This is a genomic window from Nocardioides sp. NBC_00850, from assembly GCF_045207335.1.
Classification (GTDB): domain Bacteria; phylum Actinomycetota; class Actinomycetes; order Propionibacteriales; family Nocardioidaceae; genus Nocardioides.
In genome coordinates, this window is record NZ_CP108845.1 from 5,543,703 (window position 1) to 5,570,519 (window position 26,817).

33 protein-coding genes are annotated in these 26,817 nt (G+C 68.1%); 12 read left to right on the forward strand and 21 right to left on the reverse strand.

Features of this window, described 5'->3' with window-relative positions; all coding sequences use genetic code 11:
- Positions 1 to 330: 330 nt before the first annotated feature.
- Positions 331 to 741 carry an NAD(+)--rifampin ADP-ribosyltransferase gene (gene arr / locus OH802_RS26890; RefSeq protein WP_406023435.1) on the forward strand — a complete coding sequence of 137 codons (411 nt, stop codon included), beginning with the start codon at positions 331 to 333 and terminating at the stop codon, positions 739 to 741.
- Positions 742 to 745: 4 nt separating this feature from the next.
- Here the strand turns inward: arr and OH802_RS26895 are convergent, their stop codons facing one another.
- The 5 genes from OH802_RS26895 to OH802_RS26915 are packed head-to-tail and all read right to left on the reverse strand — an operon-like array spanning position 746 to position 3,174.
- The gene (locus OH802_RS26895; protein ID WP_406023436.1) at positions 746 to 1,324 is read right to left on the reverse strand and encodes a DUF1349 domain-containing protein; all 579 of its coding nucleotides are present in this window, start codon (positions 1,322 to 1,324) and stop codon (positions 746 to 748) included.
- 6 nt (positions 1,325 to 1,330) lie between these two features.
- Positions 1,331 to 1,660 (reverse strand): nuclear transport factor 2 family protein, encoded by a 330-nt coding sequence (locus tag OH802_RS26900; protein ID WP_406023437.1) that lies wholly within the window; start codon positions 1,658 to 1,660, stop codon positions 1,331 to 1,333.
- A gap of 35 nt (positions 1,661 to 1,695) precedes the next feature.
- Positions 1,696 to 2,094: a low affinity iron permease family protein gene (locus OH802_RS26905; RefSeq protein ID WP_406023438.1), complete on the reverse strand. Its 399-nt coding sequence runs from the start codon at positions 2,092 to 2,094 to the stop codon at positions 1,696 to 1,698.
- A gap of 29 nt (positions 2,095 to 2,123) precedes the next feature.
- Positions 2,124 to 2,453, reverse strand: coding sequence for a branched-chain amino acid transporter permease (locus OH802_RS26910; RefSeq protein ID WP_406023439.1), 330 nt, complete (start codon positions 2,451 to 2,453; stop codon positions 2,124 to 2,126).
- The gene (locus OH802_RS26915) at positions 2,446 to 3,174 is read right to left on the reverse strand and encodes an AzlC family ABC transporter permease (protein ID WP_406023440.1); all 729 of its coding nucleotides are present in this window, start codon (positions 3,172 to 3,174) and stop codon (positions 2,446 to 2,448) included. Before OH802_RS26915 ends, OH802_RS26910 begins: the two co-directional genes overlap by 8 nt.
- A gap of 63 nt (positions 3,175 to 3,237) precedes the next feature.
- On the opposite strand from OH802_RS26915, the gene OH802_RS26920 reads away from it, so the two are divergent.
- Positions 3,238 to 3,690 carry an Lrp/AsnC family transcriptional regulator gene (locus tag OH802_RS26920; protein ID WP_406023441.1) on the forward strand — a complete coding sequence of 151 codons (453 nt, stop codon included), beginning with the start codon at positions 3,238 to 3,240 and terminating at the stop codon, positions 3,688 to 3,690.
- Positions 3,691 to 3,798: 108 nt separating this feature from the next.
- On the opposite strand, the gene OH802_RS26925 is transcribed toward OH802_RS26920, so the two are convergent.
- Positions 3,799 to 4,506 carry a helix-turn-helix domain-containing protein gene (locus OH802_RS26925; protein WP_406023442.1) on the reverse strand — a complete coding sequence of 236 codons (708 nt, stop codon included), beginning with the start codon at positions 4,504 to 4,506 and terminating at the stop codon, positions 3,799 to 3,801.
- Between the two features lie 198 nt (positions 4,507 to 4,704).
- On the opposite strand from OH802_RS26925, the gene OH802_RS26930 reads away from it, so the two are divergent.
- Entirely contained in the window at positions 4,705 to 5,058 is a 354-nt protein-coding gene (locus tag OH802_RS26930) for a nuclear transport factor 2 family protein (RefSeq protein WP_406023443.1), read from the forward strand.
- Positions 5,059 to 5,060: 2 nt separating this feature from the next.
- On the opposite strand, the gene OH802_RS26935 is transcribed toward OH802_RS26930, so the two are convergent.
- Positions 5,061 to 5,726, reverse strand: a complete 666-nt coding sequence (locus tag OH802_RS26935) for a TetR/AcrR family transcriptional regulator (protein ID WP_406023444.1) — start codon at positions 5,724 to 5,726, stop codon at positions 5,061 to 5,063.
- Positions 5,727 to 5,825: 99 nt separating this feature from the next.
- Between OH802_RS26935 and OH802_RS26940 the strand changes: the two genes are divergently transcribed.
- Positions 5,826 to 6,773 carry an SDR family NAD(P)-dependent oxidoreductase gene (locus tag OH802_RS26940; protein ID WP_406023445.1) on the forward strand — a complete coding sequence of 316 codons (948 nt, stop codon included), beginning with the start codon at positions 5,826 to 5,828 and terminating at the stop codon, positions 6,771 to 6,773.
- Here OH802_RS26940 and OH802_RS26945 read toward each other — a convergent pair.
- Positions 6,725 to 9,049, reverse strand: coding sequence for an arylsulfatase (locus OH802_RS26945; RefSeq protein WP_406023446.1), 2,325 nt, complete (start codon positions 9,047 to 9,049; stop codon positions 6,725 to 6,727). The two genes, OH802_RS26940 and OH802_RS26945, sit on opposite strands and share 49 nt — an antisense overlap.
- A gap of 156 nt (positions 9,050 to 9,205) precedes the next feature.
- On the reverse strand, positions 9,206 to 9,334 hold the full coding sequence (locus tag OH802_RS26950; protein ID WP_406023447.1) for a hypothetical protein: 129 nt from the start codon (positions 9,332 to 9,334) through the stop codon (positions 9,206 to 9,208).
- Positions 9,335 to 9,344: 10 nt separating this feature from the next.
- Here OH802_RS26950 and OH802_RS26955 point away from each other — a divergent pair, with 10 nt between their 5' ends.
- Positions 9,345 to 9,902: an SMP-30/gluconolactonase/LRE family protein gene (locus OH802_RS26955; protein ID WP_406023448.1), complete on the forward strand. Its 558-nt coding sequence runs from the start codon at positions 9,345 to 9,347 to the stop codon at positions 9,900 to 9,902.
- 19 nt (positions 9,903 to 9,921) lie between these two features.
- On the opposite strand, the gene OH802_RS26960 is transcribed toward OH802_RS26955, so the two are convergent.
- Positions 9,922 to 10,638, reverse strand: a complete 717-nt coding sequence (locus OH802_RS26960) for an NADPH-dependent F420 reductase (RefSeq protein ID WP_406023449.1) — start codon at positions 10,636 to 10,638, stop codon at positions 9,922 to 9,924.
- 98 nt (positions 10,639 to 10,736) lie between these two features.
- Between OH802_RS26960 and OH802_RS26965 the strand changes: the two genes are divergently transcribed.
- The 3 genes from OH802_RS26965 to OH802_RS26975 all read left to right on the forward strand — a co-directional run bounded on the left by OH802_RS26965 (position 10,737) and on the right by OH802_RS26975 (position 12,880).
- The gene (locus tag OH802_RS26965) at positions 10,737 to 11,057 is read left to right on the forward strand and encodes an ArsR/SmtB family transcription factor (RefSeq protein ID WP_406023450.1); all 321 of its coding nucleotides are present in this window, start codon (positions 10,737 to 10,739) and stop codon (positions 11,055 to 11,057) included.
- Positions 11,058 to 11,255: 198 nt separating this feature from the next.
- The gene (locus OH802_RS26970; RefSeq protein WP_406023451.1) at positions 11,256 to 12,464 is read left to right on the forward strand and encodes a N(5)-(carboxyethyl)ornithine synthase; all 1,209 of its coding nucleotides are present in this window, start codon (positions 11,256 to 11,258) and stop codon (positions 12,462 to 12,464) included.
- Between the two features lie 71 nt (positions 12,465 to 12,535).
- Positions 12,536 to 12,880, forward strand: a complete 345-nt coding sequence (locus tag OH802_RS26975; RefSeq protein WP_406023452.1) for a VOC family protein — start codon at positions 12,536 to 12,538, stop codon at positions 12,878 to 12,880.
- 125 nt (positions 12,881 to 13,005) lie between these two features.
- On the opposite strand, the gene OH802_RS26980 is transcribed toward OH802_RS26975, so the two are convergent.
- The 6 genes from OH802_RS26980 to ychF form a co-directional block, all read right to left on the reverse strand.
- Positions 13,006 to 13,671, reverse strand: a complete 666-nt coding sequence (locus OH802_RS26980; protein ID WP_406023453.1) for a hypothetical protein — start codon at positions 13,669 to 13,671, stop codon at positions 13,006 to 13,008.
- A 31-nt stretch (positions 13,672 to 13,702) separates the two neighbouring features.
- Positions 13,703 to 14,191, reverse strand: a complete 489-nt coding sequence (locus tag OH802_RS26985; RefSeq protein WP_406023454.1) for a hypothetical protein — start codon at positions 14,189 to 14,191, stop codon at positions 13,703 to 13,705.
- Between the two features lie 88 nt (positions 14,192 to 14,279).
- The gene (locus OH802_RS26990; RefSeq protein ID WP_406023455.1) at positions 14,280 to 14,738 is read right to left on the reverse strand and encodes an SRPBCC family protein; all 459 of its coding nucleotides are present in this window, start codon (positions 14,736 to 14,738) and stop codon (positions 14,280 to 14,282) included.
- 20 nt (positions 14,739 to 14,758) lie between these two features.
- The gene (locus OH802_RS26995) at positions 14,759 to 15,052 is read right to left on the reverse strand and encodes a DUF1330 domain-containing protein (RefSeq protein WP_406023456.1); all 294 of its coding nucleotides are present in this window, start codon (positions 15,050 to 15,052) and stop codon (positions 14,759 to 14,761) included.
- 185 nt (positions 15,053 to 15,237) lie between these two features.
- Positions 15,238 to 16,053: an APH(3'') family aminoglycoside O-phosphotransferase gene (locus OH802_RS27000; RefSeq protein WP_406023457.1), complete on the reverse strand. Its 816-nt coding sequence runs from the start codon at positions 16,051 to 16,053 to the stop codon at positions 15,238 to 15,240.
- Between the two features lie 37 nt (positions 16,054 to 16,090).
- Entirely contained in the window at positions 16,091 to 17,164 is a 1,074-nt protein-coding gene (ychF, locus tag OH802_RS27005; RefSeq protein WP_141803377.1) for a redox-regulated ATPase YchF, read from the reverse strand.
- A gap of 126 nt (positions 17,165 to 17,290) precedes the next feature.
- Here ychF and OH802_RS27010 point away from each other — a divergent pair, with 126 nt between their 5' ends.
- From OH802_RS27010 to OH802_RS27020, 3 genes are read left to right on the forward strand one after another with little or no spacing between them, the layout of a single operon-like run.
- Positions 17,291 to 17,809 (forward strand): PH domain-containing protein, encoded by a 519-nt coding sequence (locus OH802_RS27010; RefSeq protein WP_406023458.1) that lies wholly within the window; start codon positions 17,291 to 17,293, stop codon positions 17,807 to 17,809.
- Positions 17,806 to 19,386, forward strand: coding sequence for a PH domain-containing protein (locus OH802_RS27015; protein WP_406023459.1), 1,581 nt, complete (start codon positions 17,806 to 17,808; stop codon positions 19,384 to 19,386). The genes OH802_RS27010 and OH802_RS27015 overlap by 4 nt, the downstream gene beginning before the upstream one ends.
- Positions 19,387 to 19,426: 40 nt before the next feature.
- Entirely contained in the window at positions 19,427 to 19,834 is a 408-nt protein-coding gene (locus tag OH802_RS27020; protein ID WP_355018503.1) for a VOC family protein, read from the forward strand.
- A gap of 2 nt (positions 19,835 to 19,836) precedes the next feature.
- Here OH802_RS27020 and OH802_RS27025 read toward each other — a convergent pair whose 3' ends face one another.
- The gene (locus OH802_RS27025; RefSeq protein WP_406023460.1) at positions 19,837 to 20,772 is read right to left on the reverse strand and encodes a WD40/YVTN/BNR-like repeat-containing protein; all 936 of its coding nucleotides are present in this window, start codon (positions 20,770 to 20,772) and stop codon (positions 19,837 to 19,839) included.
- 369 nt (positions 20,773 to 21,141) lie between these two features.
- Here OH802_RS27025 and OH802_RS27030 point away from each other — a divergent pair, with 369 nt between their 5' ends.
- The gene (locus OH802_RS27030) at positions 21,142 to 22,989 is read left to right on the forward strand and encodes a glycoside hydrolase family 3 protein (RefSeq protein WP_406023461.1); all 1,848 of its coding nucleotides are present in this window, start codon (positions 21,142 to 21,144) and stop codon (positions 22,987 to 22,989) included.
- Positions 22,990 to 23,049: 60 nt separating this feature from the next.
- On the opposite strand, the gene OH802_RS27035 is transcribed toward OH802_RS27030, so the two are convergent.
- The 4 genes from OH802_RS27035 to OH802_RS27050 all read right to left on the reverse strand — a co-directional run bounded on the left by OH802_RS27035 (position 23,050) and on the right by OH802_RS27050 (position 26,780).
- Positions 23,050 to 23,853 (reverse strand): M57 family metalloprotease, encoded by an 804-nt coding sequence (locus tag OH802_RS27035; RefSeq protein ID WP_406023462.1) that lies wholly within the window; start codon positions 23,851 to 23,853, stop codon positions 23,050 to 23,052.
- Between the two features lie 162 nt (positions 23,854 to 24,015).
- A complete protein-coding gene (locus OH802_RS27040) occupies positions 24,016 to 25,104 on the reverse strand; it encodes an ABC transporter substrate-binding protein (protein WP_406023463.1) in 1,089 nt (362 codons plus the stop codon).
- A gap of 21 nt (positions 25,105 to 25,125) precedes the next feature.
- Positions 25,126 to 25,977 (reverse strand): ABC transporter permease, encoded by an 852-nt coding sequence (locus OH802_RS27045; RefSeq protein ID WP_406023464.1) that lies wholly within the window; start codon positions 25,975 to 25,977, stop codon positions 25,126 to 25,128.
- Positions 25,974 to 26,780: an ABC transporter ATP-binding protein gene (locus OH802_RS27050; protein WP_406023465.1), complete on the reverse strand. Its 807-nt coding sequence runs from the start codon at positions 26,778 to 26,780 to the stop codon at positions 25,974 to 25,976. The genes OH802_RS27045 and OH802_RS27050 overlap by 4 nt, the downstream gene beginning before the upstream one ends.
- Between the last annotated feature and the right edge of the window lie 37 nt (positions 26,781 to 26,817).

The following is a 26,817-nucleotide window of genomic DNA, read 5'->3' on the forward strand; positions in this document are numbered from 1 at the left end:
TACCCTCGCAGCTCAGCGTTCACGCCCCTGGTTCCCCTGGATTACCCCACACCCGTTGTGTCCCGGATGAACAGAGCACGCCTCTTGAGAGGTGGTCGGCCTTCACGTTCACGCCTGTGCCGAGCCTACCACACAACGCAAAACCCATGAACCCAATCAGGGACAGGTATCCCCACCAAAACCCAGACCGCTGCTGGAAGCCCGCAAGACACCCACGTGGCACCCAACCCAGGCACCCTGCTTCTAAATCTCCCAACCCAAACAACGTATTGGCCCCACCCACGCTGGAACCCAAACACAAATGCCCGATCCGTCGAATAACCTGCAGCCATGAGTAAGCCGCTGGACGACGGGCCGTTCTACCACGGCACAAAGGCCGATCTTCGCGAAGGAGATCTACTCACCGCCGGGTTCCGCTCCAACTACAAGCCCGACGTCGTGATGAACCACATCTACTTCACCGCGCTTCCCGACGGCGCAGGTCTCGCCGCCGAGATCGCCCCCGGCGACGGTGATCCACGGGTCTACCTCGTCGAACCGACCGGGGACTACGAGAACGACCCCAATGTCACGGACAAGAAGTTCCCCGGCAACCCGACCCGCTCCTACCGCAGCAAGGCGCCGCTCCGGATCGTCTCCGAGGTCCACGACTGGACCCGGCTGACCCCCGAGGCCTTGCAGATGTGGCGAGACCGCCTCGCTGCCATCCGGACGGACGACCGGGCCGAGATCATCAACTAGCCGATCAGTGCAGGGCGGCGTCGGCCGAAGTCGTACGCCAGGCATGGAAGGCGATCGTGAGCCCTGCCCGCGTGGGAGCACAGGTGAACGGCCCGGCCTCGGCGAAGAGGTCCGGGGCGAAGGGGACCAGTCGGACGAGCTGAAGAGACCCACCGTCGACCGCGGCCCGGATGGTGAGCGCGTCACCGGATCGGCTGACCCGCATGAGGACCCGCCGGTCGCGCCAGTCGGGCACCGGCGCCAGCGACCAGTCGGACCTGCCGTCGGTGACGACGGCACCGAGCTGCGGACGGCCGTCGGCGTACTCGACGCCTGCCTTGACCCAGTGTGACTCGCTGACGCGTACGAAGATCCCGGCCTGGTCGAACTGCTGCGAGAACGCGGCCGTGAACTCGACCTCGACCGCGGTGTCCTGGCCGAAGGGAGCCAGTAGGGCGTGCTCGCTGTCTTGGACGAACCCGTAGGAGGTCGTACGCCACGCGTCGCTCCCCTCGGCGGCGGTGACGAGCAGGTCGGAGCCGCGCTCGACAGCGGCGACGGGCGGATGGGTCCAGCGCCCACTCCCCCAGCGGATCGAGGTCAAGGCGGGTCAGCCCTCGCGAATGGTCATCTTGGTGAGCCGGTCGCCGTCGATCTCGAAGACGAACTTCGAGCGGCCGTTGGCGTGGGTGGAGCGCCAGTCACCGATGACGGTCACGCTGTTGCCCGCGGCCTCGACCTCCTCGACGGCGAGGGTGCCGTTCGCGCCGATGAACTCGTTGTCGCTCCACCCCTTGATCTGCTCACGTCCGGTGAAGACACGGCCCCAGTCGTCGACGGCTCCACCCTCGGTGAAGGCGTCGAGGAACGCGGACTCGTCGTGCCGGTTGACGGCCTCGATGAAGGCCGCGACCGGCTCAGGGATCGTCTGCTCTGTCATGTGCACTCCTTCTCAGCGGGTGATGTCGCCAGTATTCAGTGTCGCTCCTCGAGCCCCACGGCCTCGCGCAGGATGCGCACCGAGTCGGCGAGCTCCTCGTCGTCGCGGGCCCGGGACTCCATGAGATCAGAGAGGGCCGAGGCGATGACGTTGAGCTTCTCGTGGGACGCCTCCTCCGAACGCCGCTCGGCGTTCTGGAGCAGCACGAGCAACAGCAGCGAGAGGACCGAGGAACCCGTGTGCACCGCCAGCTCCCACTTGGTGCTCGAGGACCAGAGCGGGAAGCTCACCACCCATACCAGCAGAACGCCGACGATCACATAGAAGAACGGAGCATGGCTGACCACAGAGGTGACCACCTCCACGAAGTGTTCGAACCTGTTCCGTCCGTCGCCTCGCTGACGAGATTTCCTGGCCTTGTTCTCTACGGTCATGCGCACACCGTAGTCGCGATCGCCGCCGCTCAGGCCGCGATGACGGAGGTGACCAGGACGTACGCCGCCGTGCCGGCGAAGATGCTCAGCGTCATGCTGCCTCGCCACAGGTGCAGCCCGATCGTGATCGCGAGGGCCAGGGCGGCCGGTCCGGCAGAAGTCAGGACGACAGGGTCGGTGTCACGAAGGGTGTAGGCGGCGAGGATGACCATCACGCCGATGGGCATCCGGTCGCCGATGTAGGCCAGCAGCGCGCTGTGGCGCAGCGGAGCGAGCATCGCGAACGGCGCCGCGCGAAGGGTCCAGGTGACGGCCGCGGAGACGAGGACGGCGGACAGGACGTACCAGGGATCAGTCACGCCTGCTCCTGCGGGCGGCGAGGACGTACGAGCAGACCAGCGCGACACAGAACATGCCCATCGCGATCAGCAGCATGTTGTCCCGCGAGATCAGCGCCGCGACGATCGCGCAGCCCAGAGCAAGAGCCGAGATCGGCACCGACCGACGGACCTTGTACGCCTCGATCCCCAGCACCACGAACAATGCGGTGACGGCGAAGTCGAGGCCGACCACCTGCGGCGGGATCAGCGAGCCCAGCCCGGCGCCGGCGGCCACGCAGAGCACCCACGCCAGATGGAAGAACGCCTGGATGCTGATGATCCGCGTCCGCGACCAGCCGGCCGCCTCCGGCGTCGCGGTGAGCGCGTACGCCTCGTCGGTCAGGGCGAAGGTGCTGTAGGCCTTCCACCCGCGGCCGTGAACGCGGTGCATCGGGAACGAGATGGCGTAGAAGACGTGCCGGAAGTTCACCAGCAGCGTGCTCACCGCGATCTGCGCCAGCGGCGCGGCGGCGGCCAGGAGGCCGACCAGCAGGAACTCCATGGAGCCGGCGAAAACGACCGCTCCGAGCACCGGCGCCCACCACCAGGCGAGCCCGGACTGGACCACAAGTACGCCGAGCGCCAGCCCCAGCGGGACGACCGCGACACAGGCGGGAAGCACGATGCGCCATCCCGCCGCGACCTCGCTGCGCGCTTCGTCGCGCGCCTGGGGAACTGCCTCCGACTCCATCACTTGCATGCCGCAAGCCTAGGAAAGTTCTGACGTCCTTGGGTTGCCCATTGGCGATGCTAAAGTGCCACTGTGCGCAATGATCATGCGATTGACGACCTGGATCGAGCAATCATTGCCGAGCTCGAGGATGACGCCCGGCTGAGCAACGCCGAGCTGGCCCGACGGGTCGGGCTCACCCCGGCGCCATGTCTGCGCCGCGTACAGCGCCTGGAGCGCGAAGGCGTGATCAAGGGCTACCACGCCAGCATCGACCCGAAGAGCGGCGGACGCGGTTTCGAGGTGATCGTGGCCATCGACATCGCCGTCAACGACGGCAAGACCATCGAGGATTTCGAGACCGCCGCCGTCGCGGTCCCCGAGGTCACCGAGATGCGCCGCATGCTCGGCCAGCCCGACTACTACCTGCGCGTCCAGGTCGCCGACCCCGATGCGTACGAGGCCCTCATCGTCGGGACGATCTCCCGGCTGCCCGCGGTGAACAGGCTGCTCTCGCACCAGACCATGCGGCTGATCAAGGGCTGACCGAACCCTGGTCGAAGCGGGCGAGCCCGAGTCCACCCGCCGAGGTAGGCGGCCCAATAACAGAGGCCGAGCAAGAGGCTCACGCGTTCACCTCGTCCCGACCGGCGCTCAGCACCTGTCGCGTCCGGTCGTCGGCGGGGACGAAGGTCTCCAGATGGAGGCCGTTGAGCGTGACGTCGGAGGCGCTCTCGATCTGGCTGGCGACGCTGAAGAAGCGGAGCACGAGGCCCCCTGCCTCGATCTCCAGCGGGACGACCGGGTCGGCCAACGGCCGGGCGGACGACCCGTCACCGGAGGGTAGGCGGTGACCTCGTCGCGGAGCCCGACCAGGGCCGGGTCACCGCCGGTGTGCGTGATGCGCCGGCCGAGCTGGTGGAGCAGGTGAGCACGCCAGACGGGGAGGTTGCGGATGCGCGGGGCGAGTCCTCGCGGATGCAGGCAGAGCCGGATCACGTTCAGCGGAGGCTCGAGCAGGCTGGGGTCACAGCCGTCGAGCAGCCCGTCGACGGGCTGGTTGGCATCGACGATGTCCCAATGGTCGTCGAGGAGCAGAGCCGGATACGGCGCATGTGCGTCCAACAGGCTGCGAAGTCCGGCCATCACCGGCGCGAGCGCGTCGTGGTCGGTGGCGCGGTGCGGATAGCGAGGGGCGAAGCCGCCAGCGAGCAGCAGCCGGTTCTGCTCGGCCATGGGCACCCGCATCACCTCGGCCAGCCGGACGATCATCTCCGGCGTCGGCCGGGAGCGTCCGTTCTCGACGTAGCTCACGTGCCGGGTGCTCACCTCGGCCTGGGTGGCGAGCGCGAGCTGGCTCAAGGACCGCAGCTCGCGCCAGCGGCGAAGCTCAGTGCCGACAGATGATGAAGACGCTGACGGTGACGTCGCGGTTGAGATCACGGCCCGAGGCTAGCCAACCCGGCATCACAACGACCATGACCTCAGAGGTCATCGACCGGCGCACCGATCAGCGGCGAACCTTCTCGTGGCAACCCGATCCGAGAGAAGGAAGACACCATGAACGACATCGTGACGCGCTACCTCGACACCTGGAACGCCACCGACGAGTCGGTGCTCACCGAGCTGCTGGCCAAGCACTGGTCCGACGACTGCGTCTACGTGGACCCGCTCGCCGACGTGCAGGGGCGCGAGGCCGTCGGGGCGACCATCCAGGCCGTACGCGCGCAGTTCCCGGACTTCGTGTTCACCCCTGTGGGCACGGTCGACTTCCACCACCAGCAGGCCCGCTTCCAGTGGGGTCTGGGACCGGCCGGCGAGGAGCCGGTCGTCGTCGGCTTCGACGTGGTCGTGGTCGATGCGGACCAGCGGATCCGTGACGTACGCGGCTTCCTCGACAAGGTCCCCGCCTGACATCAGGCGCGTGGCAGCACGCCCACGAGTGCGGCGCTGCACGAGGTCCGCAGGGCGTCGCGCAGATCCAGATGGAGTACGCCGAGGTCCGGCTCGTCCGCATATGCGGCTAGCAGGCTCGGCGGTGGGGGGACGTACGCCGCGAGAGCACCCGCGGAGATCAGGCTCATCACGCAGAACGTCTGGGCGCCGTCACCGAGCTCGGGCAGGTGACGGCGCACGAGCTCGACCATGGTCACGAGCTTCGCGTGGGAGGAGCGCTTGTGGCGCTTGACGACCTCGACCGAGACGTTGTGCTCGAGGACACCGCCTTGCGCGCCGAAGAGGTCGCAGAGCACCATCCGCTCCGACAGCGACCGGCTGAGGACCTCGGCCAGCTGGTCCGCCCGCACCTCCGGTGACGCGTCGGCCTCGATACCCGCGGCCAGCTCCTCGGCCAGCTCCTCGAGCCACGTTCCCAAGAAGTCGTCCAGCAGCTCGAGCAGCACCGCCTCGCGCGACTCGAAGTAGCGCAGGACGTTCGACTTGGCCAGCCCCACCCGCCGGCTGAGCTCGTTGAGACTCACCTCGGCCACCGGCATCTCGTCGAGCATCGCCGCCGCCGTGTCCAGGATCGCCCGGCGGCGGATCTCCCGTTGCTCGTCGCTTCGCGCCCGTTGGAATGTCACGGTCCCAGGCTAACTTAAAGACCGCCGGTCCCTTGACATTAGACCACCGGTCTCTTAAGTTGGTCGTAACAGACCGATGGTTCTTTAGGGAGCGGACAAATGAGCGAGACCTGGACCGAGCAGCACATCCCCGATCAGCACGGCAGAGTGGCGATCGTGACCGGCGCCAACACCGGGCTGGGCTACGAGACCGCCCGGATGCTCGCGGAGCACGGAGCCCACGTGGTCCTGGCCGTCCGCGACGTCGAGAAGGGGAAGCAGGCGGCCGCACGCATCGACGGCGACGTCTCCGTCCAGGTCCTCGACCTGACCTCTCTGGACTCGATCCGATCGGCGGCCGCCGATCTCCGCGCCGCCCATCCGCGGATCGACCTCCTGATCAACAACGCCGGCGTGATGTACACGCCGAAGCAGACCACCGAGGACGGCTTCGAGCTGCAGTTCGGCACCAACCATCTGGGCCACTTCGCCTTCACCGGGCTGCTGCTGGACCACCTCCTCCCCGTCCCCGGGTCCCGGGTCGTCACCGTCAGCAGCATCGGTCACCGCATCCGGGCCGACATCCACTTCGACGACCTGCAGTGGGAACGCTCCTACAGCCGCGTCGCCGCCTACGGCCAGGCCAAGCTCGCCAACCTGATGTTCACCTACGAGCTTCAGCGCCGGCTCGCACCGCACGGCACCACGGTCGCGGTGGCCGCTCATCCCGGCGGATCCAACACCGAGCTCGCCCGCAACACACCCGCCGCACTTCGGGTGCCGCTCACCTGGCTCGCGCCGCTGATCACCCAGCCGGCCGAGATGGGCGCCCTGCCCACGCTCCGCGCCGCCACCGACCCGGCCGTCCTCGGTGGCCAGTACTACGGACCCGGCGGCCGGGGCGAGGTCCGCGGACATCCGAAGCTGGTGACCTCGAGCCCCGCCTCCTACGACCCGCAGACCCAGCAGCGACTGTGGACCGTCTCCGAGGAACTCACCGGCGTACGCATCCCTCCTGCTCAGTCGCGGGCCAAGGCGGCGAGAGCTTCGGTCTCGAGGTCGAGGTAGCTCTCGTCGCTGACGTCGACGGCGACGCCGAGGATCTTTCCCCCGGTGAACGTGAACGGTGCCCGGTAGCTGCGGCTGACCGCATCGGCGCTGTCGAAGCCGACACAGAGGCCATCGCCGCACAGGGTGAACTTGCCGACCTGGGCACGCATCTCCCCCGTGGCCACGATCTGGTCGTCGACGTACAGGTTGGTGGTGCCGACCGACTCCTTGTACGGCCCGACGCCTTCGCGGATGAACTCCATCCCCAGCGCGTGCGGCCCCGGGGTCAGCGGTTCAGAGACGAAGGTCTGCTCCGGCGGGATGCCGAGGAAGTTGTAGACGTAGTGGAGCTTGCCGTCCTGGAGGAACAGGGCGTGCCCGCCGAACCGGGAGCCGTGCGCGAAGATCACCCCTTCGGCGCCGTCGCTGATGTCGACGTCCGCGATGATCTTGTACGACCGGCCCCGCACGTTCACAGCCACGCCCTCCGGAACCGCACCGCTGCCCGGGTAGTAGACGTAGCGGTTGCGTGCCGGCTCGGGCACCGGCCTCGGGGTGGTCGCCAGCTCCATCGCGGAGCGGTCGTCGAGCGGGAGCCCGTGGTACTTCTCGGCCTCCTCGAACCAGGCGGCGACCAGCTCCTGCACCTTCTCCGGATACTGCTCGGCCAGGTCCTTCGACTCCGACCGGTCCTCCTCGACGTGGTACAGCTCCCACCGGTCCTGATCGAAGTTGCCCTTCCCGGACAGCGGTGCGTGAGTGGCGGCAGCCTTCCAGCCGTCCTGCCAGACGCCACGGGTGCCGAGCATGTTGTAGTACTGGCGCTTCTTCTTGGTCGGCGCGTCCGGGCTGTCGAAGCTGTAGCGCATCGACACCCCGGGCAGAGGCTCCTGCTCCACCCCCCGGTAGACCTCCGGCATCTCCAGGCCGGCGAGCTCCAGGATGGTCGGCACGATGTCGGTGACGTGGTGGTACTGGTGCCGGATCTCGCCCTTCGCCTTGATACCGGCCGGCCAGTGGATGATCAACGGGTCGCACGTGCCGCCGGAGTACTGGCTGTACCGCTTGAACATCTGGAACGGCGTGCTGAAGGCGGCCGCCCAGCCGGTCGGATAGTGGTTGTACGTCTCCGGCGAACCGAGCTTGTCCAGCATTGCGAGGTTCTCGGCGAGGTCATCGGGGTAGTTGTTGAAGAACTTGTTCTCGTTGACCGAACCGGCGTCCGATCCCTCGCCCGAGGCGCCGTTGTCGGCGCAGTAGAAGACGATCGTGTTCTCGAGCTGACCGGTCTCCTCCAGGTAGTCGATGACCCGGCCGACCTGCGCGTCGGTGTACTCGCTGAAGCCGGCGAAGACCTCCGCCATCCGGGCGAAGAGTCGCTTCTCGTCATCGCTGAGCTCATCCCACGGCGTGACATGGTCGGCCGGGTTGGCCTGATCCTCGGCCACGGGGTTCCAGGGGGTCAGCTCGGTGCCCTCGGGCAGGACGCCTCTCTCGATCATTCGGGCGAGCACCCACTCGCGGTAGGCGTCGTAGCCGTCGTCGAAGACGCCCTTGTACTTGTCGATGTAGTCCTGGGGTGCGTGGTGCGGCGCGTGGTTGGCGCCGGGACAGAACCACATGTACCAGGGCTTCGACGGGTTGGACGCCTTCTGATCGCGCAGCATCTTGATCGCGCGGTCGGCGAGGTCCTTGGAGAGGTGGTAACCCTCGTCGGGCGTGTAGGGCTGGTCGATGTAGTGGTTGTCCTCGACCAGGTCGGGGTACCAGTTGTTCGTCTCGCCTCCGAGGAAGCCGTAGAACCGGTCGAAGCCCTGCTGCAGGGGCCACTGCTTGCGGCTGGCACCGGCGGAGTTGTCCTCCTCCGGAACGTTGTGGTTCTTGCCCAGCCAGAACGTGCTGTACCCGTTGTCCTGCAAGATGTGCCCGATGGTGGCGCACTCCTCCGGAATGCGGCCGGCCTGCCCCGGGAAGCCGTTGGTCGCCTCCATGATCGAGGCCACCCGGTTCGTGGTGTGGTTGCGGCCGGTCAGCAGACAAGATCGGGTCGGCGAGCACAGCGCGGTTGTGTGCCACTGGGTGTAGGTCAGTCCGTTGTCTGCCAGGCGCTGCAGCGTCGGCATGTTGACCCGCCCGCCGTACGGCGACCAGGTGGCCATGCCGGTGTCGTCGTAGAGGACCACGAGCACGTTGGGCGCGCCCTCCTGCGCCCTCGGAAGCTCGTACGGGGACCAGTCCGGGACCGAGTCCCGGACGTCCAGATTGATGACGCCGTTGAATTCCTTGTCGGCCATGACTTGTCCTCTACTCAGCGGATCCGGGCAACGACCGACCGTCAGGGGGAAGTACGTCAAGGACTGAACCTGCACCTGGGGAGGTCGGCCACTTCCACCGTTCGCGCACCTAGCCATCACTGCTTCACCCGGTTTGAGTGAGTCACCCCTCGGGCATCAGGCCTGGTCCGCGACCAGAGGCGAGAGCGGCCGCTCGAAGAAGGTCTCCAGGACCACCGTCGCCTGGGTTCCGCTGACGCCCTCGATGGCGTAGCGCTGGCAGGGCAAACGCCTGAACAGCCCCAACGACGCGACCGTGAAATCCGACGGCTCGATCTGGTTCTCCGACCCAGACTTCGGCATCACCAGCGACTACGAGGGCTACCGCGCCGAGAGCGAGATCGGCTCCAACAACGTCTACCGGATCGACCCCGCCACCGGCGAGGTCCGCCTGGTCGCGGACTGCTTCGGCGCCCCGAACGGGCTGGTCTTCTCCCCCGACGAACGCCAGCTCTTCGTCTCCGACACCCGCGCCGGCCACATCTGGGTCTTCGACGTACGCGAGGACGGCACCCTGTCCGACGGCGAGGTCTTCGCCAACGCCGGAGCCCGCGACGACGCCCGCTTCGACAACCTCCGCTTCGACGACGGCGGTCGCCTCTGGGCCGCCGCGATGAACGACGGCGTGCACTGCTACGACCCCGACGGCACTCTCATCGGCCGGCTGAACGTCCCCGAAGTCGTCTCCAACATCTCGTGGGGCGGCGCCAAGCGCAACCGACTCTTCATCACCGCCGAGACCAGCCTCTACTCGGTCGTCATGGGCGTCACCGGCACCCACCCCACCGGCCCCGGGCGGCAGCCCTGGCGGTAGTCGGCGGCGATCCGGGACTTCAGAAGGACCGCTCCGCGACCCGTACGCGCTCAGCGCTCTCGAGCACAGACGCAAGACGCTCGGCGTCAACCGGAGCGGCGGGTGCGGTCAGCATGTCCTCGACTGGCGTCGACTGGTCGGCGAGGTAGACGCGGGTGTAGCCGGCAGCCTCCGGTTCGAAGCGCCAGCTCTCGGCGAGGGTTCCCGCATCGTGCACGTCGTAGCCCAGGCGATCGATCATGGCGGCCGCGAGCGACTTCGCCCGCTGGTCGTCGCCGGCCACCGGCAGGGCCGTACGGTCGGCGGCTCCTGAAGGCCGGGCGAGCAGCGGGATGTGATGGGCCAGGATGTTGTTGAACGCCTTGACCAGCTGCGCGCCCGCGAAGTGCCGCTGCACGAGCTCGCTCGTGGTGACCTGCTCGTCGTCCAGCTCGCGGATGCGGCCGTCCCGGTAGGGGTAGTAGTTGCCCGTGTCCAGCACCACCTTGCCGGCGAGCAGCGACGGCGGGATGCTCGTGTGGGCCGGCAGCGGCACCGAGAGCACCACGACCTCGCCCGCGGCCGCCGCATCCTCGGTCGTACCCGCCACGGCCAGCGGGCCCAGCTCCTCCACCAGGCCGGCCAAGCTCTCCGGTCCCCGCGAGTTGGCGATGACGACAGGTACGCCGCCCGCCACCGCCAGCCGGGCGATGGCCGCCCCGATGTTCCCGCTGCCGATGATTCCGAGCCTGGACATGATCCTCGATCCGACGAAGGTGGTGGACTGTACGTGCTGAGACGTCCCGTCGCTATGTTCACCTTCATTTAAACATAGGCCTGCGAGATACTGAGAACATGGCCAGCCGCACCTCGACTCCCCTCACGCACCCCGAGCGGGAGGAGCTCGACCTGTTCCAGGTCATGTCGGCGCTGGTGGACCCGATCCGACGGGGCATCGTGGTCCAGCTCGCCGCCTCGGCGGACCCCACGCCCTGCACCGAGTTCCCGCTGCCCGTCAGCAAGGCCGCAGGGACCCGGCACTTCCGGACCCTGCGCGAGGCGGGGATCATCCACCAGCACGATGTGGGCGTACGCCGCATGAACCGCCTGCGGCGCGAGGACCTCGAGGCGCGCTTCCCCGGACTGCTCGAGCTCGTCCTGCGCGAGGCATCGTGACGGGACAGGAAGAGCCCAACCGCCCGACCGACCCGGCAGGCGACTCGAACTCCACGACATCCGTCATCAACGTGCCACCGGCGACTGGTTCGGGGCAGCAGCCAGCACGGTCACGTTGTCGGCGATCGCCAGGCAGAACAGGGGGCACGTACGATCGAGTCAGGAGCTGACCCTGGTTCCCCAATGATGGGAGTCCGGATGTCCGGCGCTGTTCTACCCTTTTCCACCGCCCCCAGCTCATCGACCAGCACGCTGCTCACCCTCGGACTGCTCGCGGCATCCTCGATGGAGAACGAGCACCGGCTGCCGATCCACCCTCATCACCTCGATCTGATCGACCCGGACATCCGCGCGCGGATGATCGTCGAGCGTGGCTACGGCGCTGACTTCCAGCTGGAGCCCGGGTACGTCGAGTCGCGGGTCGGTAGGGTCGCGGATCGATCCGCGGTCATCGAGACGGCTGACGTGCTGCTGCTTCCGAAGCCGCAGGCGGCCGACGTGGCCGTGATCCCCCAGGGGCGTGTGCTGTGGGGATGGCCGCACTGTGTGCAGGACCCCGGGCTGACGCAGACGGCGATCGACCGCCGGCTCACGCTGATCGCATTCGAAGCGATGAACCACTGGAGCGGCCGTGGTGACTTCAGCCTGCATGTGTTCCACAAGAACAACGAGCTCGCCGGCTATTGCTCGGTGCTCCATGCCCTGAGCCTCATCGGATCCACGGGCATGTACGGGCCTCGTCGCAGCGCAGTCGTCATCGGCTTCGGGGCGACGGCACGGGGTGCGGTGACTGCGCTCACGGCGCAGGGCATCCACGACATCCAGGTCCTCACCCAGCGCGGCGCAGCAGCGGTCGGCTCCCCGATCCACGGCGCGCACATCGCCCAGCTCCACACCGGCGACGGCGAGACCCACCTCAGCGAGGTGCTCACGAAGGACGGCAACGTCCTGCTCCCGGAGTTCCTGGCGTCGCACGACATCGTCGTCAACTGCACGCTCCAGGACGTCGCCGCACCGTTGACCTATCTGCGTACCGAGGATCTGGCGGGGTTCGCCACCGGCAGCCTGATCGTCGACGTCTCGTGCGACGAGGGGATGGGGTTCGAGTGGGCGAAGCCCACCACGTTCGACGACCCGATGTTCACGGTCGGCACCGGCGTCAACTACTACGCGGTCGACCACACCCCGTCGTACTTGTGGAACTCGGCCACCTGGGAGATCAGCGAGGCGCTGCTCCCGTTCCTGCGCACAGTCATGGAGGGGCCGACCGCTTGGGCGGCGGACCGGACCGTCTCCCGGGCGATCGAGATCGACCACGGCGTGATCAGCAACCCGAGCATCCTGAGCTTCCAGGGACGCGACCCGGCCTATCCGCACATTCGCGCTGCCGAGGCGCTCAGTCGTTGAAGCGGAACTCCACCGTTCTGTCGCTGACCAACGTTTCGAACCGAGGCCGCTGAATATGATCGGATTGTTGCATGGAGATCGAGCGCATCGCCCCGATCCTGACCGTCGATGATCTCGCGACCGCCATCACCGAGCACACCGGCCTGCTCGGCATGCGGGTGGTCATGAACATGGGGTGGATTGCCTTCCTTGCCGACGACGCCGGCCACCAGATCGGATTGATGACCACTGACGCAACGGCGTCGGTCAACCCGGACGTCTCGATCTTCGTCGACGATGTCGAAGCTGCCCACGCCACGGCAGTGACTGCGGGCGTTGAGATCGTGCACCCCCTGTCCACGGAAGAGTGGGGCGTGCGCCGATTCTTCTACCGCGACTCGTCCGGGCGGGTGATCAACGTCGGCACCCACACCTGACCGCGGAGGACTGCGAAGATGCTGCCCCTACGACTCATCCGAGCCGAAGCCCGGTCCTACGTCCGGTCCGAGCTTTGGGGTACGACAGGTGGCGGGTGCCGTCGCGGCGACTTCATGGCTCCGGGTCACTCGGGCCCGAGGGAGTCGGACGCCTCGATCCGGTGTGCGTGCCGCACCGACACCGAACCGGCGTACCCCTCGACGAAGCCGGCCACCACGTCGTACTCATCCCCCGCGGTGGAGCGCAAGGTGAGCGTCCAGGAGTTGTCCGCCGCGTGGTGCTCCTCCGCGCGGAGCGACAGGGCGTCCGGGTCCACGGCGTACGCCGTCGCGGCCGCGCGCCGGGTGCGCTGGACCGCCGACTCCCGCGAAATCGGCGTCCGCTCCGGCTGGCCGACCACCTCCATCACGTCACGAAAGGCGCGGGACACACCGGCGTACGACGCCTCCGAGACGGTCGTGGTCCGGGGCCCGGTGTTCACCAGCAGCCCGATCTCGAGGGCGCCCGGACTGGCGCCCCAACTGGTGTGCCATCGGTGCTGGTGCAGCGAGTAGTGCCGCCGCGCGTCGGCCCCGGCGTACAAGACTGGCTCCAGTGCGGCGAGGATCCCCCGCTCGTCGAGGACATCCTCGCCTCCCCCGCCGTCCGGCTCTGGGACCGACAGGTCGAGCAAGTACTGCCGATCCACCTGCTCGTCCGGGCTGGCCCGATAGCCGACCTGGACCCGCACCGAGTCCACCCGGCCGAGAGTCAGCAGCGAACGCGAGTCATCGATCGCACGGTTAGTCATCTCTCCAGACTTCTCCTGGTCCCCACCAGGGTCAAGCGCCAGACCGTGCGCCGAGTGCTTCGCGAAGCTGTCTCGAGGCGGATCGCGGGGTAGCGCCCGCCCGCCAGATGGCGAGCAGCAGATCCGCCCGCGGCCGGCCAGGCTCGGTCCAACTCGGCCCGAGTCCTGCCTGGCGGAGCACGTCGATCAGGTCGTCGTCGGCTGCCGTACGCGCTTCGGCCCAGGCCAGCGCGTACGCCTCATCGACCCGGTTCAAGGTCGTCTCGGTCTCTACGATCGCAGGCGACACCGCGACCACGGCTCGGGACTCCTGTCGGTGACGCAGGAACGCGATGAGGAAGTAGACCAAGGCACCTGCCCAGCTGAAGACCAGCACCATCACGATGTCGAGGACGTCCAGCCCACTCATGCGTCCCCGGGCAGAGATACTGCGGACGATCAGGACCAGCGCGACGATCGTCGGCACCCACCACAGCGCCACAAGCGCGACGATCCGCATCACCTCAACCTGGCCAACCATCGCAACTCCACTCCATCAGCCGAGACGTCAGCCGAGACTAGCGGTGGCCAGCAGCACGGGGCGACGAGTGCTCGCGCCACGAGAGCCATCAGACCTCAGGCGCAGAGAGAGCGTCGACCAACCACGCGTTCCGTTGCTCCAGCAGCTTCGTCATGTACCGAGTCAGCACGAGGGCGTTCACGAACCGCCCGACCGCTCCGGCCGGCGACTCGAACTCCACGACATCCGTCATCCGGGTGCCGCCGGCGACTGGTTCGAATCGGTGCTCATGCCACCACCGCCGAAACGGGCCGGACTCCTGCTCGTCCACGAACCGGTACGAAGCGTCGTACTGACTGATCACCGAGGTCATCGTGAACGGGATCCCGAAATGTCGGGCTCCCCAGGTCACTGAGTCGCCGAGACGCATCACACCCGAGGTGACACCGGCGATGGCGCGCTCACCCGAGTCGGACATCGACGACTGGTGCGCGTCCACGGACAAGCTCAGCTCAAAGCACCGCCCCGGCGTCGCCGGAATCTCAGTGGTGAGCTCGATCCGTGGCACCTGAAGATCCTGGACTTCGGTCAGTCCATGCCTTCGATGATGCGGAAGTCGCGCTCGACGCCGACGGAGAGGGCGGCCAGCGCCTCCTGGTACGCCGCGCTCTCGTGCGCCGCGACGGCCTGCTCGAAGCTGTCGAACTCGATCAGGACGGTGCGCTCGGCGATTCCGGCGTCGTGCGCCACGACCCGACTGCCACGGCTGAGGACCCGACCGCCCCCGGCCTTGACGGCCTGCGGGGCAAGCTTGTTGTAAGCGGCCAGCTTCTCGGGGTCTGAAATGGTGCGGTAGGCGCTGACCCAGTAGCCCTTGGGCATGGAACCTCCAGTGTTGGGTTGAGGCGGCGTGTCATGCCCGCTCAGTATCACCTATGCGGATCAGGCCGACGGCCTCCGCTCATCAGGTGCGGTATTCGCCGAACCGAGCGGAGCCACCGCTCGATCAGTGGACGAGGCGCCGGATGGGGTGGGAGTCGCGGGACGTACCTCTGGCGCCTGACCGTTCAGCCGGGCCAGGTCAGTGGGTCGAGACGCAGATAGAAGCTCCGACGCTCGGCGTCGAGACGGATTCCGTACAGCTCGGCGAACTCACGATCGGCCTGGGAAGCGGTGGCCTCATCACGCCAGGTTTCGCGAGCATTCTCCAGCAACAGGGCGATATCAGCGTACGGGTCCGCACGACCGAGACGCCCCAGATCGATCAATCCAGATACGAGCATCGTGTCCGGATCCACGAGGATGTTCGGAAGGCAGAGGTCGCCGTGGCACACGACAGGTGCGCTGCGTTCATGAACCGTACGCTGCGGCAACTCGTCCTCGATCCCGTCGAGAATCATCGCCGGCGGCACGTGCTGCAGCTCTACTGGCAGGAACTCAGCCTGGACTCGACCCGCGGCGACCACTTCACGGGCGAGCCGCATCATCGCCCCAAGGCCCCTGTCGAAGGGACACTCCTCCACAGGAAGGCCATGCAGCGTACGAACGACCTCGGTGATGCTCGGCCAGGCGCGTCGAAGCGCAACGGCATCCAGCTGGTCGGCCGAGACTCCGGCCACCGCACTGGTGATCAGGCACGCGCCATCAGGTGTCACGCGCCAGTCGAGCACGGAGGCGACAGGGAGACCTGCCTCGCCGAGCCAGATGATCCGCTCTCGTTCCGCAGCCAGGTCCTGCGCCGCCGCAGCAGGAACGACTTTCGCATAGCGCGCCGCCTCATGGTCATGAAGCACGGTGGCACCGGATTCTCCGCCGGCGACCGGCGACCACTCCGCGTCGTCGGCCGGCAACAGCCCCGACACGATCAGACGGTCGATCGTCATGACACGAGTATCTCCGCAGAGGCTCGGGCCTGGAGGTTCACACGTTGAAGCGGAACTCCACGACGTCGCCGTCGGCCATGACGTAGTCCTTGCCCTCCATGCGGACCTTGCCGAGGTCACGGGCCTTGGCTACGGAGCCGGCGGAGATGAGGTCGTCGTAGGAGACGATCTCGGCCTTGATGAAGCCCTTCTGGAAGTCGGTGTGGATGACACCGGCGGCCTCGGGGGCGGTGGCGCCCTTGGGGATCTCCCAGGCGCGTACTTCCTTGGGGCCGGCGGTGAGGTAGGTCTGCAGGCCGAGGGTGTCGAAGCCGACGCGGGCGAGGATGTCCAGGCCGGGCTCCTCGACGCCGGCGTCGGCCAGGAACTCGCGGGCCTCGTCCTCGTCGAGCTCGACGAGCTCGGACTCGAACTTCGCGTCCAGGAAGATCGCCTCGGCCGGGGCGACCAGCTCGCGCATCGAGTCCTTCAAAGCCTCGTCTGCGAGCTCGTCGGAGTCGCAGTTGAAGACGAAGATGTAGGGCTTGGCGGTGAGCAGCATCAGGTCGCGGATCAGCGCACGGTCGATCTTCGTGGCGATGATCGGGGTGCCGGCCTCGAGGGCCTCCTTGGCCTCGACCGCGGCGGCGAGGTTCGCCTTGAGGTCAGGAGCCTTGCGCGACTCCTTCTCCAGCCGCGGGATCGCCTTCTCGACCGTCTCCAGGTCGGCGAGGATCAGCTCGGTCTGGATGGTGGAGATGTCGTTGGCGGGCTCGACCTTGCCGTCGACGTGGGTGACGTCGTCGTCGCGGAAGACCCGGGTGACCTGGCAGATCGCGTCGGACTCACGGATGTGGGAGAGGAACTTGTTGCCCAGGCCCTCACCCTGCGAGGCGCCGCGCACGATGCCGGCGATGTCGACGAACTGCACCGTGGCCGGCAGCAGCTTCTGGGACCCGTAGATCTTCGCCAGCTCGGCCAGCCGCTCGTCGGGCACCCCGACGACACCGACGTTGGGCTCGATGGTGGCGAACGGGTAGTTCGCCGCGAGTACGTCGTTCTTGGTCAGAGCGTTGAAGAGGGTCGACTTGCCCGCGTTGGGAAGTCCCACGATGCCGATGGTGAGTGCCACGATCGACAATCCTAGGGTCGTACGCCGACCACGGCCGAAACGCCGGACAGCGCTGGGGCGGTCAGGCCAGAACCGCCGATCACGAATTCCGACGGTAAAGGGACCTCACCCAATAGGCTCGCGCCCGTGAACGCCCCCGACGCACCACAGCGACTGCGCGAACCCGCACATCAGGTCTCCGAACGCGCGCCGGCGTACTGGCGTACGGCGGAGGCGATCGGCGCCGTGATCTGGCTGGCCCTCGCGGTGGGTGCGATCGTGGCGGCGGTCCTCGTCCCGGACGGCTTCTGGACCTGGATCCTCTGGCTCGTCGCCGTGGTCTTCGTCCTGGCGCCGGTGCCGGGGCTGACCTTCGTGCCCTCGATCCGGTTCCGGATCCACCGGTGGGAGGTGACCGACATCGCCGTCCACGTACGCCACGGGTGGCTCACCGTCGTCGACGAGATCGTGCCGCTCTCCCGGGTGCAGACGGTCGACTCGACCCAGGGGCCGCTGATGCGGCGGTTCGGGCTGCGTACGGTCAAGGTCTCCACCGCCTCTTCGGCGGGCATCGTCCAGATCGCCTGCCTCGACGACGCGCTCGCGCTCGAGGTCGTCGCGAAGCTGGTGGCGATCACCGCGGCGACGCCTGAGGACGCGACGTGAGCACACCCGAGGTCCCTGACGTTCCTGTCGCTCCGGACGCGGAGTGGCAGCGCCTGGCCGGCTGGACCGCGGTCGTCAGCCCGCTCTCGACGCTGCGTCAGGCGATCATCCCGGCCGCGGTCGGTGCCTTCGGTGCCGGGCAGGCGAACGTGTTCATCGGTCTACTGGTCGCGGCCGGCATCGCGGTGGTCGCGGCCCTGGCCGGCATGGTCCCGTGGCTGACCACGAGCTATCGGGTGACGCCGACACATCTGGAGGTACGCAAGGGTCTGCTCAACCGCACCACCCTGACCGCCCGGCTCGACCGGGTGCGCAGCGTCGACCTGAGCTCGACCCTCATCCATCGCGCGCTCGGGGTTACCAAGGTCAACGTCGGGACCGGGGTCGACGAGGGCCAGATCACCCTCGACTCGCTCACCAAGGACGCCGCCGCCCGGCTGCGGCGCGAGCTTCTGCACGCGGCCCCAGCGCCATCGGCATCCGCGCCATCCGCGTCCGCCGTGCCCTCAGCTGAAGGTTCCTCGCCAGAGACCGAGCCCGTCGCGACCCCGTCCGACGGCGAGGTCATCGCCAGGCTCGACTGGTCCTGGATCAGGTACGCCCCGCTCAACCTCAAGAACCTCGCGATCGCGGTCGGCGGTCTGGGCGCGGTCTTCGGTGCCTTCTCCGACCTGATCCCGTGGGGGTCCTTCGGCGTCCGGGTCACCAACGGTGAGGTCAACGGCGTCCCGGTCGACGAGGTCGTGCGCATGCTGTTCATCGCCATCCCGATCGCGATCGTCGGCGCGGCCGCGGTGTGGGCGATCGGGTCGTGCGTCGGCTACGCGGTGCGTTGGTGGGATCTCCAGGTCGTGCGCGAGCAGGGCAGGGAGGGCACCACACTGCGGCGCAGCTTCGGCCTGACCAGCACCCGCGCGACGACGGTGGAAGAGGCGAAGGTACGCGGCGCCACCTCCACCGTCGGCCCGCTGATCGGCCTGGCCGGCGGCGCCGACCTCAACCTGCTGACGACCGGGCTCGACGACAACTCCCCCGCGGTCCTGCCGACGGCCCCGGAGCAGGTCGCCTACGACGTCGGCACCGACATCCTCGGTGAGGACGCTTTCTCGGCGGCGCTCACGGGCCACGGGCCGCGGCCACGCCGGCGCTACTGGTTCCGGGCGGTCGTCGCCACCGTCGTATGGACGCTCGTCGCGCTGGTCCCGACCGTGCTGATCGGCGTCTTCGGCGACGTCTGGCTCTGGTGGATCCCGGTCGCCATGCTGCTGCTGGCCCTCGTTCTCGGGCTGCTCGGTGCCGAACTGCGTCACCGCCACCTAGGCCACGCGCTCACCGACCGCTACCTGGTGGTCCGCTCCGGCTCCTACACCGCAGTGCGCACCGCGCTGCAGACCGACGGCATCATCGGCTGGCGGGTCAGGCAGACCTTCTTCGACCGCCGCATCGGCCTGGCCCAGGTCACCGCGATGACCGCGGCCGGCCAGGAGCACGTCGACATCCCGGACGTGCCGCTCGAGACGGCCGTCGCCCTCGCGGCGGCGGCCACGCCGCGTACGGTCTCGGAGTTCGTCGAATAACCCGTTCCTCATCGGAGGGGCTTCGGTGGATGATCCGGCCATGACTATCCAGATCCGCCACCTCACCTTCGACTGCGCCGACCCCCGCAAGCTCGGGGAGTTCTGGTCGGCCGTCACCGGCTGGCACCTCTTCTACGACGAGGACCCCGAGGTGATCGTCGCCCGCAGCTTCCCGTCGAAGGAGCTGATGTTCCTCTTCGTCCCCGTGCCCGAGGCGAAGTCCGCGAAGAACCGGGTCCACATCGACATCAAGCCGGAGGACACCACCCGCGACGAGCTCGTCGAGCGTGCGCTCTCGCTCGGTGCGACCATCTTCGGTGACCACCGCAAGGAGGACGGGACCGGCTTCGTCGCGCTCCGCGACCCCGAGGGCAACGAGTTCTGCATCGAGCGCGGCGAGCACGAGATGACCTCGAGCGGACCGATGACGATCGGCCTCAAGATCTGACCTCAGCGGGCGAGCACCCCGACCCGTCCGCCCGCACCGGCGGCCCAGCAGGCGCCCCGGGTGCAGTCGACGGTGTGGAAGCGGGTCTGGGTGGCGCCGAACGGCTTCCAGGAACGGCCGTTGTCGTGGCTGATGTCGCTGCCGTTGGGGCCGACGGCGATCGCGGTGCGGCCGCCGATCCAGGCGACCGCTTCGCGGTATCCGCCCAGGTCAGAGCTGGAGTTGGTCCAGGTGCGGCCACCGTCGGTGGAGTAGGCGGCGCGGTCGACGCCGTCGTCCTCGAGGCCGAAGTCGCCACCGACCGCGATGCCCTGGCGAGGGTTGCGGAAACCGAGCCCGAAGACACCGGCGGCCTCGCCGGTTGCGATCGTGGAGTCGGCGGCGGACCAGGAACGACCACCGTCATGGGTGGCGTAGATCTTCGCGGCGGCGCCGCCACCGCCGACCCAGGCGTCGCGCGCACCCGCGGTCACCAGGCAGGTCCCGCTGGCCGAGTAGCCGAACTCGCCCGGCGCTTCCAGGCCGCGCGTGTCGGCGATCGTCCACGTGTCGCCGCCGTCCGAGGTCGTGATGATGCGCCACTCGCCGTCGACCGGGTCGCTCATCGCGATCCCACGCTTGCCACCGGGCCAGAAGTCGACGCAGTTGTAGAACGCGGCCGGCTCCGCGGACCGGAAGGTCTCTGTCCAGGTCGCTCCGCCGTCGACGGTCTTGTAGATCCGGCTCGCCTCGCCCTCGCCGATGGAGAGCACCACCGCCTCGCTCGCCGAGCGCGCCTCGACGTCGCGGAAGAGGAGCCCGTCGGATCCCGGCGGCGAGACCTCGTCCCATGTCTCTCCGCCATCGGTCGTACGGAACACTCCCCCGCCGTCGCCGCCGACCCACGCGGTCTCCGCGTCGACGGCGTCCAGCGCCCGGAACCCCTGTGTCGTATCCACGTTCACAGACGTCCAGTCGTACGCACCCCCTGACCGCACTGACTGCACAGCCTGCGCCGCCGGCGCGAACGTGAGGGTGGTGAGAGCGAGAGTGGCCGCCGCTGCGGCTCCGACAACGATGCGCACGAAGGTTCACCCTGGCCCTGCGGGGCCGTTCTGTCCACCGATCCGGCAAAACTCGTCCGCCGAATCGGTGGCAATGGCAGGCGAATCTGCAGTTGTGGACGACGAAAGTCGAGTTTCGTCCTCCAAAAGTGCAGATTCGGCGGGCCAGAAGTGCGGACTCGGGAATTTTCTTCCGTGACCGGTTGGTAGCCCCTAGAGTGAATCGCCGTGCCGCGTACCAGCGGTGCAGATGGGGAGGTTGTCATGAGCAGAACGACACTGACCAGACGCGGAAGGTTGGCGGCTGCGGGACTCGCGGCCGCGGTGGCGGTTGCGACGCCGTACGCAGCAACCCACGCCGCGGAGCCGGATCCGCCCGCGACGACCGCCACAAAGACGCCGACGCAGCACGGCCAGATCGTCTCGCTGATGCGCCACATGTCGCTGCAGCAGAAGGTCGGCCAGCTCTTCGTGATCGAGGTCTACGGACGCGACGCCAACAACGTCAGCGACACGGCGAAGGCCGGCAACCAGAGGCTCTACGGGGTGGACACACCGGCGCAGGCGATCGCCAAGTACCAGCCCGGCGGGGTCATCTACTTCACCACCCGAGGCCCCGACAACATCGGTGACGCGGCCCAGGTGGCGACGCTCTCCAACGGTCTCCAGCGCGCCGCGCTGCAGCAGCGGCCCAAGATCCCGCTCAACATCGCGGTCGACCAGGAGGGCGGCGCGCTCGTGGCCCGCTTCGGTCCAGCCAGCGGCGCCACCCAGATGCCCGGCCAGATGGCGCTGGGCGCCGGCGGCTCGACCGAGGACGCAGCCCGGTCGGCCGAGGTGATCGGCACCGAGCTGGCCGCCGTCGGCGTCACCCAGGACTACGCGCCCGTCGCCGACGTCAACCTCAACCCCAACAACCCGGTGATCGGGATCCGCTCGGCAGGGGCCGACTCCGCCGCGGTCTCCGACATCGTCGAGGCCGAGGTCGGCGGCTTCGACGACGGTGGCCTCTCCTCGATCGCCAAGCACTTCCCGGGCCATGGCGACACCGGCACCGACAGCCATTACGGCCTGCCCGAGGTGACCCACAGCCGCGAGGAGCTCGAGGCGATCGACCTGCCGCCGTTCAAGGCTGCGATCGACGCCGGCATCGACGCGATCATGACGGCCCACGTGACCGTGCCTGCGATCGACCCGAGCGGCGAGCCGGCCACCATGTCCGAGCCGATCCTCACCGGTCTGCTCCGCGAGGAGATGGGCTTCGACGGCCTGATCGTGACCGACGCCCTCGACATGCAGGGCGCGAGCGCGACGTACCCGCCCGACGTCGCCCCGGTCGAGGCGTTCCTCGCCGGCGCCGACCAGCTGCTCATCCCGCCGCAGATGGACACGGCGTACGCCGCGGTCCTCGACGCCGTCAAGGACGGCACCATCTCGCGCCAGCGGCTCGACCAGTCGGTCTACCGGATCCTGGAGCACAAGCTCGACAACGAGATCTTCGAGAGTCCGTACGTCGACGTGGCTGCCGCTCCGGTGGTCTTCAGCAACCCGGTGCACAAGGCCGACGCCCAGGCGATCTCCGACCGCACCACCACGTTGGTGAAGAACGACGACGACCTGCTGCCGCTGGCGCCCGGGGCGAAGAACGTCCTGGTCGCGGGCTGGGGCGTGGACACGACGGCAGGCATCGCGGCCGGGCTCCAGAAGCGCGGCGCGACGACCCAGGTGCTGCAGTCGGGAACGACCCCGACCGACGCGCAGATCAACGCCGCCGTCGAGGCCGCCGTGGGCAAGGATCTGGTGGTCGTGCCGACCAACAACGCCTGGCAGATCAATCCGGCGACCGGCCAGCCGACCCCGGCGTCCGTGGCCCAGACCAAGCTGGTCAAGGCGCTGCTCGCCACCGACACCCCGGTGATCGTGACCGCGATGCGCAACCCCTACGACGTCACCTCCTTCCCCGAGGCCGCGACGGTGCTCGACACCTACGGCTACACCTCCCACCAGCTCGAGTCGCTGGTGCGGGTGCTCTACGGCGAGGTGAACCCGAGCGGCAAGCTCCCGGTGGAGATCCCGGATCTCTTCCCGCTCGGGCACGGGCTGTCCTACTAGGCACCACATGACGGCGGCCCTCCCGGAAACCGGGAGGGCCGCCTTCGTGCTGCTAGAGGATCAGGAGCCGTACAGCGCCCGGATCCCGGCCGCGTCGGAGGCTTGGAACTCCAGGTCCTCCGAGCCACCGTTGCACTGCGGGTAGTGCATGATCGAGGAGAAGTCGTACGGGGTCAACGCACGCCAGTTGTTGTCCTCGAAGCAGGTCGCCGCCTCCGGGCGGGTGTGCTCGTGGCGGAACCCGAGGGCGTGACCGAGCTCGTGGCCGAGGATGTCACCCGGCTCCCAGTTGCCCGACGAGAAGATCGAGTCGTCGATGAGCACGTTGCGCGAACGCTTCGAGGTCGAGGGGAAGAAGGCCCGCGCGATGTACTGCGAGGTGCTGACCGGCTCGACCGAGAAGAGCACGTTGGAGTTGCGGGTGTTGCACGAGCCGTCCTGGGCAGGGACGTAGGTGAACTCGACCGCCGAGCTCGCCGCCTCCCACAGGCCGGCGCCCTGCTCCATCGCGGTGACGATGCCGGCCTTGTTGGTGCCGAACTTGTTCGAGACACAGTAGGTCAGGTTGAGCGCCTGGGAGGCCGACCACTTGTCGTCCTTCCCGCTGACGGTGTTGACGATGAGACCGTCCTTGGGAATGTGCTTCGGCGTCGAGACCATCGACTCGTAGAACTTGTGCAGGTCACCCTGGTTGGACACGACCTCGTCGCCGTTGACGACGTACTGACCGTCGAAGTCGACGTACGTGGACGCCTCGAACTCCTGGTAGCTCGGTGCCTCCTCGGCGAATGCGGGAACCATCGACGCAGTCAGCGCCGCGGCACCCGCAGCCGCGGCGATCATCATGGGAATACGAACTCGCATAGCTCTTCCTCCTGGATTCGTGAACGACCGCCGGCGATTGACGCCGGCGGCCACAGGAGATTCAAGCGTTGCGACTAGGGATGGACTATAGAAACTTCGGTGAAATTACCGTTGAACAGGCAAAACTTTCGAGACGAATTCCTGCGTTTGCCACCGGGAGCGTCACGGAGCGGGCCAGATCACCTTGTCGTTGTCGTCGACGACCGCCTCCGCGAAGGACGTGTCGAACCAGGACGCGGCCTGCTCGGGCGTGACCTTCTGACCCGCGTACGCCGTCACGACCCCGGCCAGCGCCGCGACGTTGTCGGGGTCGACCGAGCCGAACCTGCCCGGGAGCGGGTTGTCGGCCGCGACCTCGACCTCGGTGCGCCAGATGGCCGTCTCGTGCTTCTCGTCGGACTCCGCGCCGGCCAAGTCGTGCTGGTAGCCGATGCACTCCTCGACGTGGTCGTCGGCGGCGCAGTAGGTGTAGGCCTTGAAGACGGCCCGCAGGAAGTCCTCGACCGCGGTGGGGTGCTTCTCGGCCCAGGCGGGGTTGACGGAGTAGGCGCCGAGGGAACCTGGCACGTCGAAGTCGGTCGGCTCCCAGACGGTGACCTCCTCGCCGGCCTCCTTGAGCTGGTTGGGCTCGTTGGAGACGAACCCGACCAGCGCGTCGACCTGACCTCGCGGCAGCACGCCGGGGTCGTAGCCGACCTTGACCTGCTTCACCTTCCCCATGTCGACGCCCGCCTCGGCGAGCATCGCCTGCACGCCGACCGGGACCCAGCCCTTGTGGCCGAGCGTCTTGCCCTCGAGCTGCTTGAGGTCGGTGATCGAGGTGCCGGTCATCAGCACGTCGAGACCCGCGTTGGAGTAGGACGAGACGCCGAGCACCTTCAGGCCGCTCGCGTTGGAGGTCATGATGTCCTGTTCGGAGAGCGGCCCGACCTGCACCTTCCCGGCGGCGATCAGCTTGGCGTTCTGGGAGACGTCGCCCGAGCCCGGCTGGAGCTCGACGTCGAGGCAGAGATCTTTGAAGTAGCCCAGCTGATCTGCGGCGATGGCCTCCATGATCGAGGCCGACGCCTGCCAGTAGTAGCCCGACATGTAGGTGATCTTCCCGGCCTTCTCGTTCTGCTCGCAGCGCTCGGCCGAGACCGCGCTCCCCTGCTCGCCGGCGGAGTTCTGCGAGGACCCGCAGGCGGTCAGCGCACCGAGCAGGACGACCGCCGACGTGAGGGCAGCGGCGAACGGACGTACGCGAGACATGAAGGGCTCCTTCAACTCAGGTCAGGACTCGTGCCAGTGGAGCACTCGACGCTCGGCGAGCGTCACGAGCCAGAACAGCAACGACCCGAGCGCCGCGAGGACGAAGATCGCTGCCCACACCGTAGCCAGTCTGTTCTGCGAGCTGGCCACCTGTATCACGCTGCCGAGGCCGTCTGCCGACCCCGCGGCGGAGAGCTCGGCCACGACGGCGCCGATCATCGACAGCGGGAAGACGATCCGCAGGGACGCGAAGACGTACGGCAGCGAGGCCGGCACCCGCAGGTGGCGCAGCACCTCCAGCCGGCTCGCGGCCACCGTGCGGTAGACCTGCAGCACCGGCGCCGGCACCGCCCGCAGCCCGGTCGCCACGTTGATCAGGATCGGGAAGAAGCAGACCAGCGCGGTCAGAACGACCTTCGGCCCCATCCCGAAGCCGAGCGCGACCACGAGCAGCGGCGCGATCGCCACCAGCGGCGTCACCGAGAGCACGACTGCCACCGGCATCACCGCACGCCGCACCACCGCGACCTCGCTCACCACGACGGCGAGGGCGAAGGCCGCGACGAACCCGATCCCGAGTCCCACCAGCGCCTCGCTGAGCGTGACCAGGGTGTTGCTCAGGAAGTAGCCCGGGTCCTCGCTCAGCACGCTCGCGATGTCGCCGAGCGGCGCGAACAGGTAGGGCATCCGCCGCGCGCCCAGCTCCCAGGCGAGCCCGAGCACCACGACGAGGAGGACGAACGGGAGCCAGTAGCCCGGGCGGAGCAGCCGAGTGCGGCGGCGCAGGCGGCGCGCGGCGAGCTGCTCGGGGGTGGGGACGACGAGATGTGGCCGGCGCGGCGGGGCCGGCTGCGTACCTGAGTCCAGGGTCACGAGACGACCTCTCCGTGGCTGAAGGCGTCCCTCAGGCTGCCCCGGAGGGCCAGCTCGTAGGCGTGGAACTCCGGCGAGGTGAGGAGCTCCTGGTGACGCGGGCGAGGCAGGTCGATGTCGATGACGTCGGTGATCCGGCCCGGTCGCGGGGCCATCACCACGACCTTGTCGGAGAGCCTGACCGCCTCTGAGATCGAGTGGGTGACGAAGACGACCGTCGCGCGGGTCTGCTCCCACAGCTCCAGCAGCTGCTCCTGGAGCGCCTCCCGAGTGAACTCGTCGAGCGCACCGAAGGGCTCGTCGAGAAGGAGTACGTCGGGGCGCAGCCCGAAGGCGCGTACGATCGCGGTCCTCTGCTTCATGCCGCCCGACAGCTCGGCGGGGAGCTTGTGGAGCGACTCCCCCAGGCCAACCTCGCGCAGCATCGCCTCGAGATCAGGCCGGCCGCCGTCGCTGCGGCGATTCGCCCCGCGCCGATTGACTCTGTGCGGCAGGGTCACGTTGCCGAGCACGCTCAGCCAGGGCAGCAGCGCCGGAGACTGCGGCACGAACCCGAAGGCCTTCGCCTCGGCCGCCTCCTTCGGAGTCAGACCGCACACGGTGATCTTCCCGGCGTCGGCCGACTCCTGCCCGCTGATCAGCCGCAACAGCGTCGACTTGCCGCAACCCGAGGGGCCGATGATGCTCACGAACGTGCCGGGCTCGATGGTCAGGTCGATGTCGTCGAGAGCGATCAGCTCGGCGAGATCTGCCTGCTCGTAGAGACGACGGACCCCGTGCATCTCGATCGTCGCGCTGCCCACGCCTCAAACGGTAGTCCAATACGTCTTCTGGATAGTC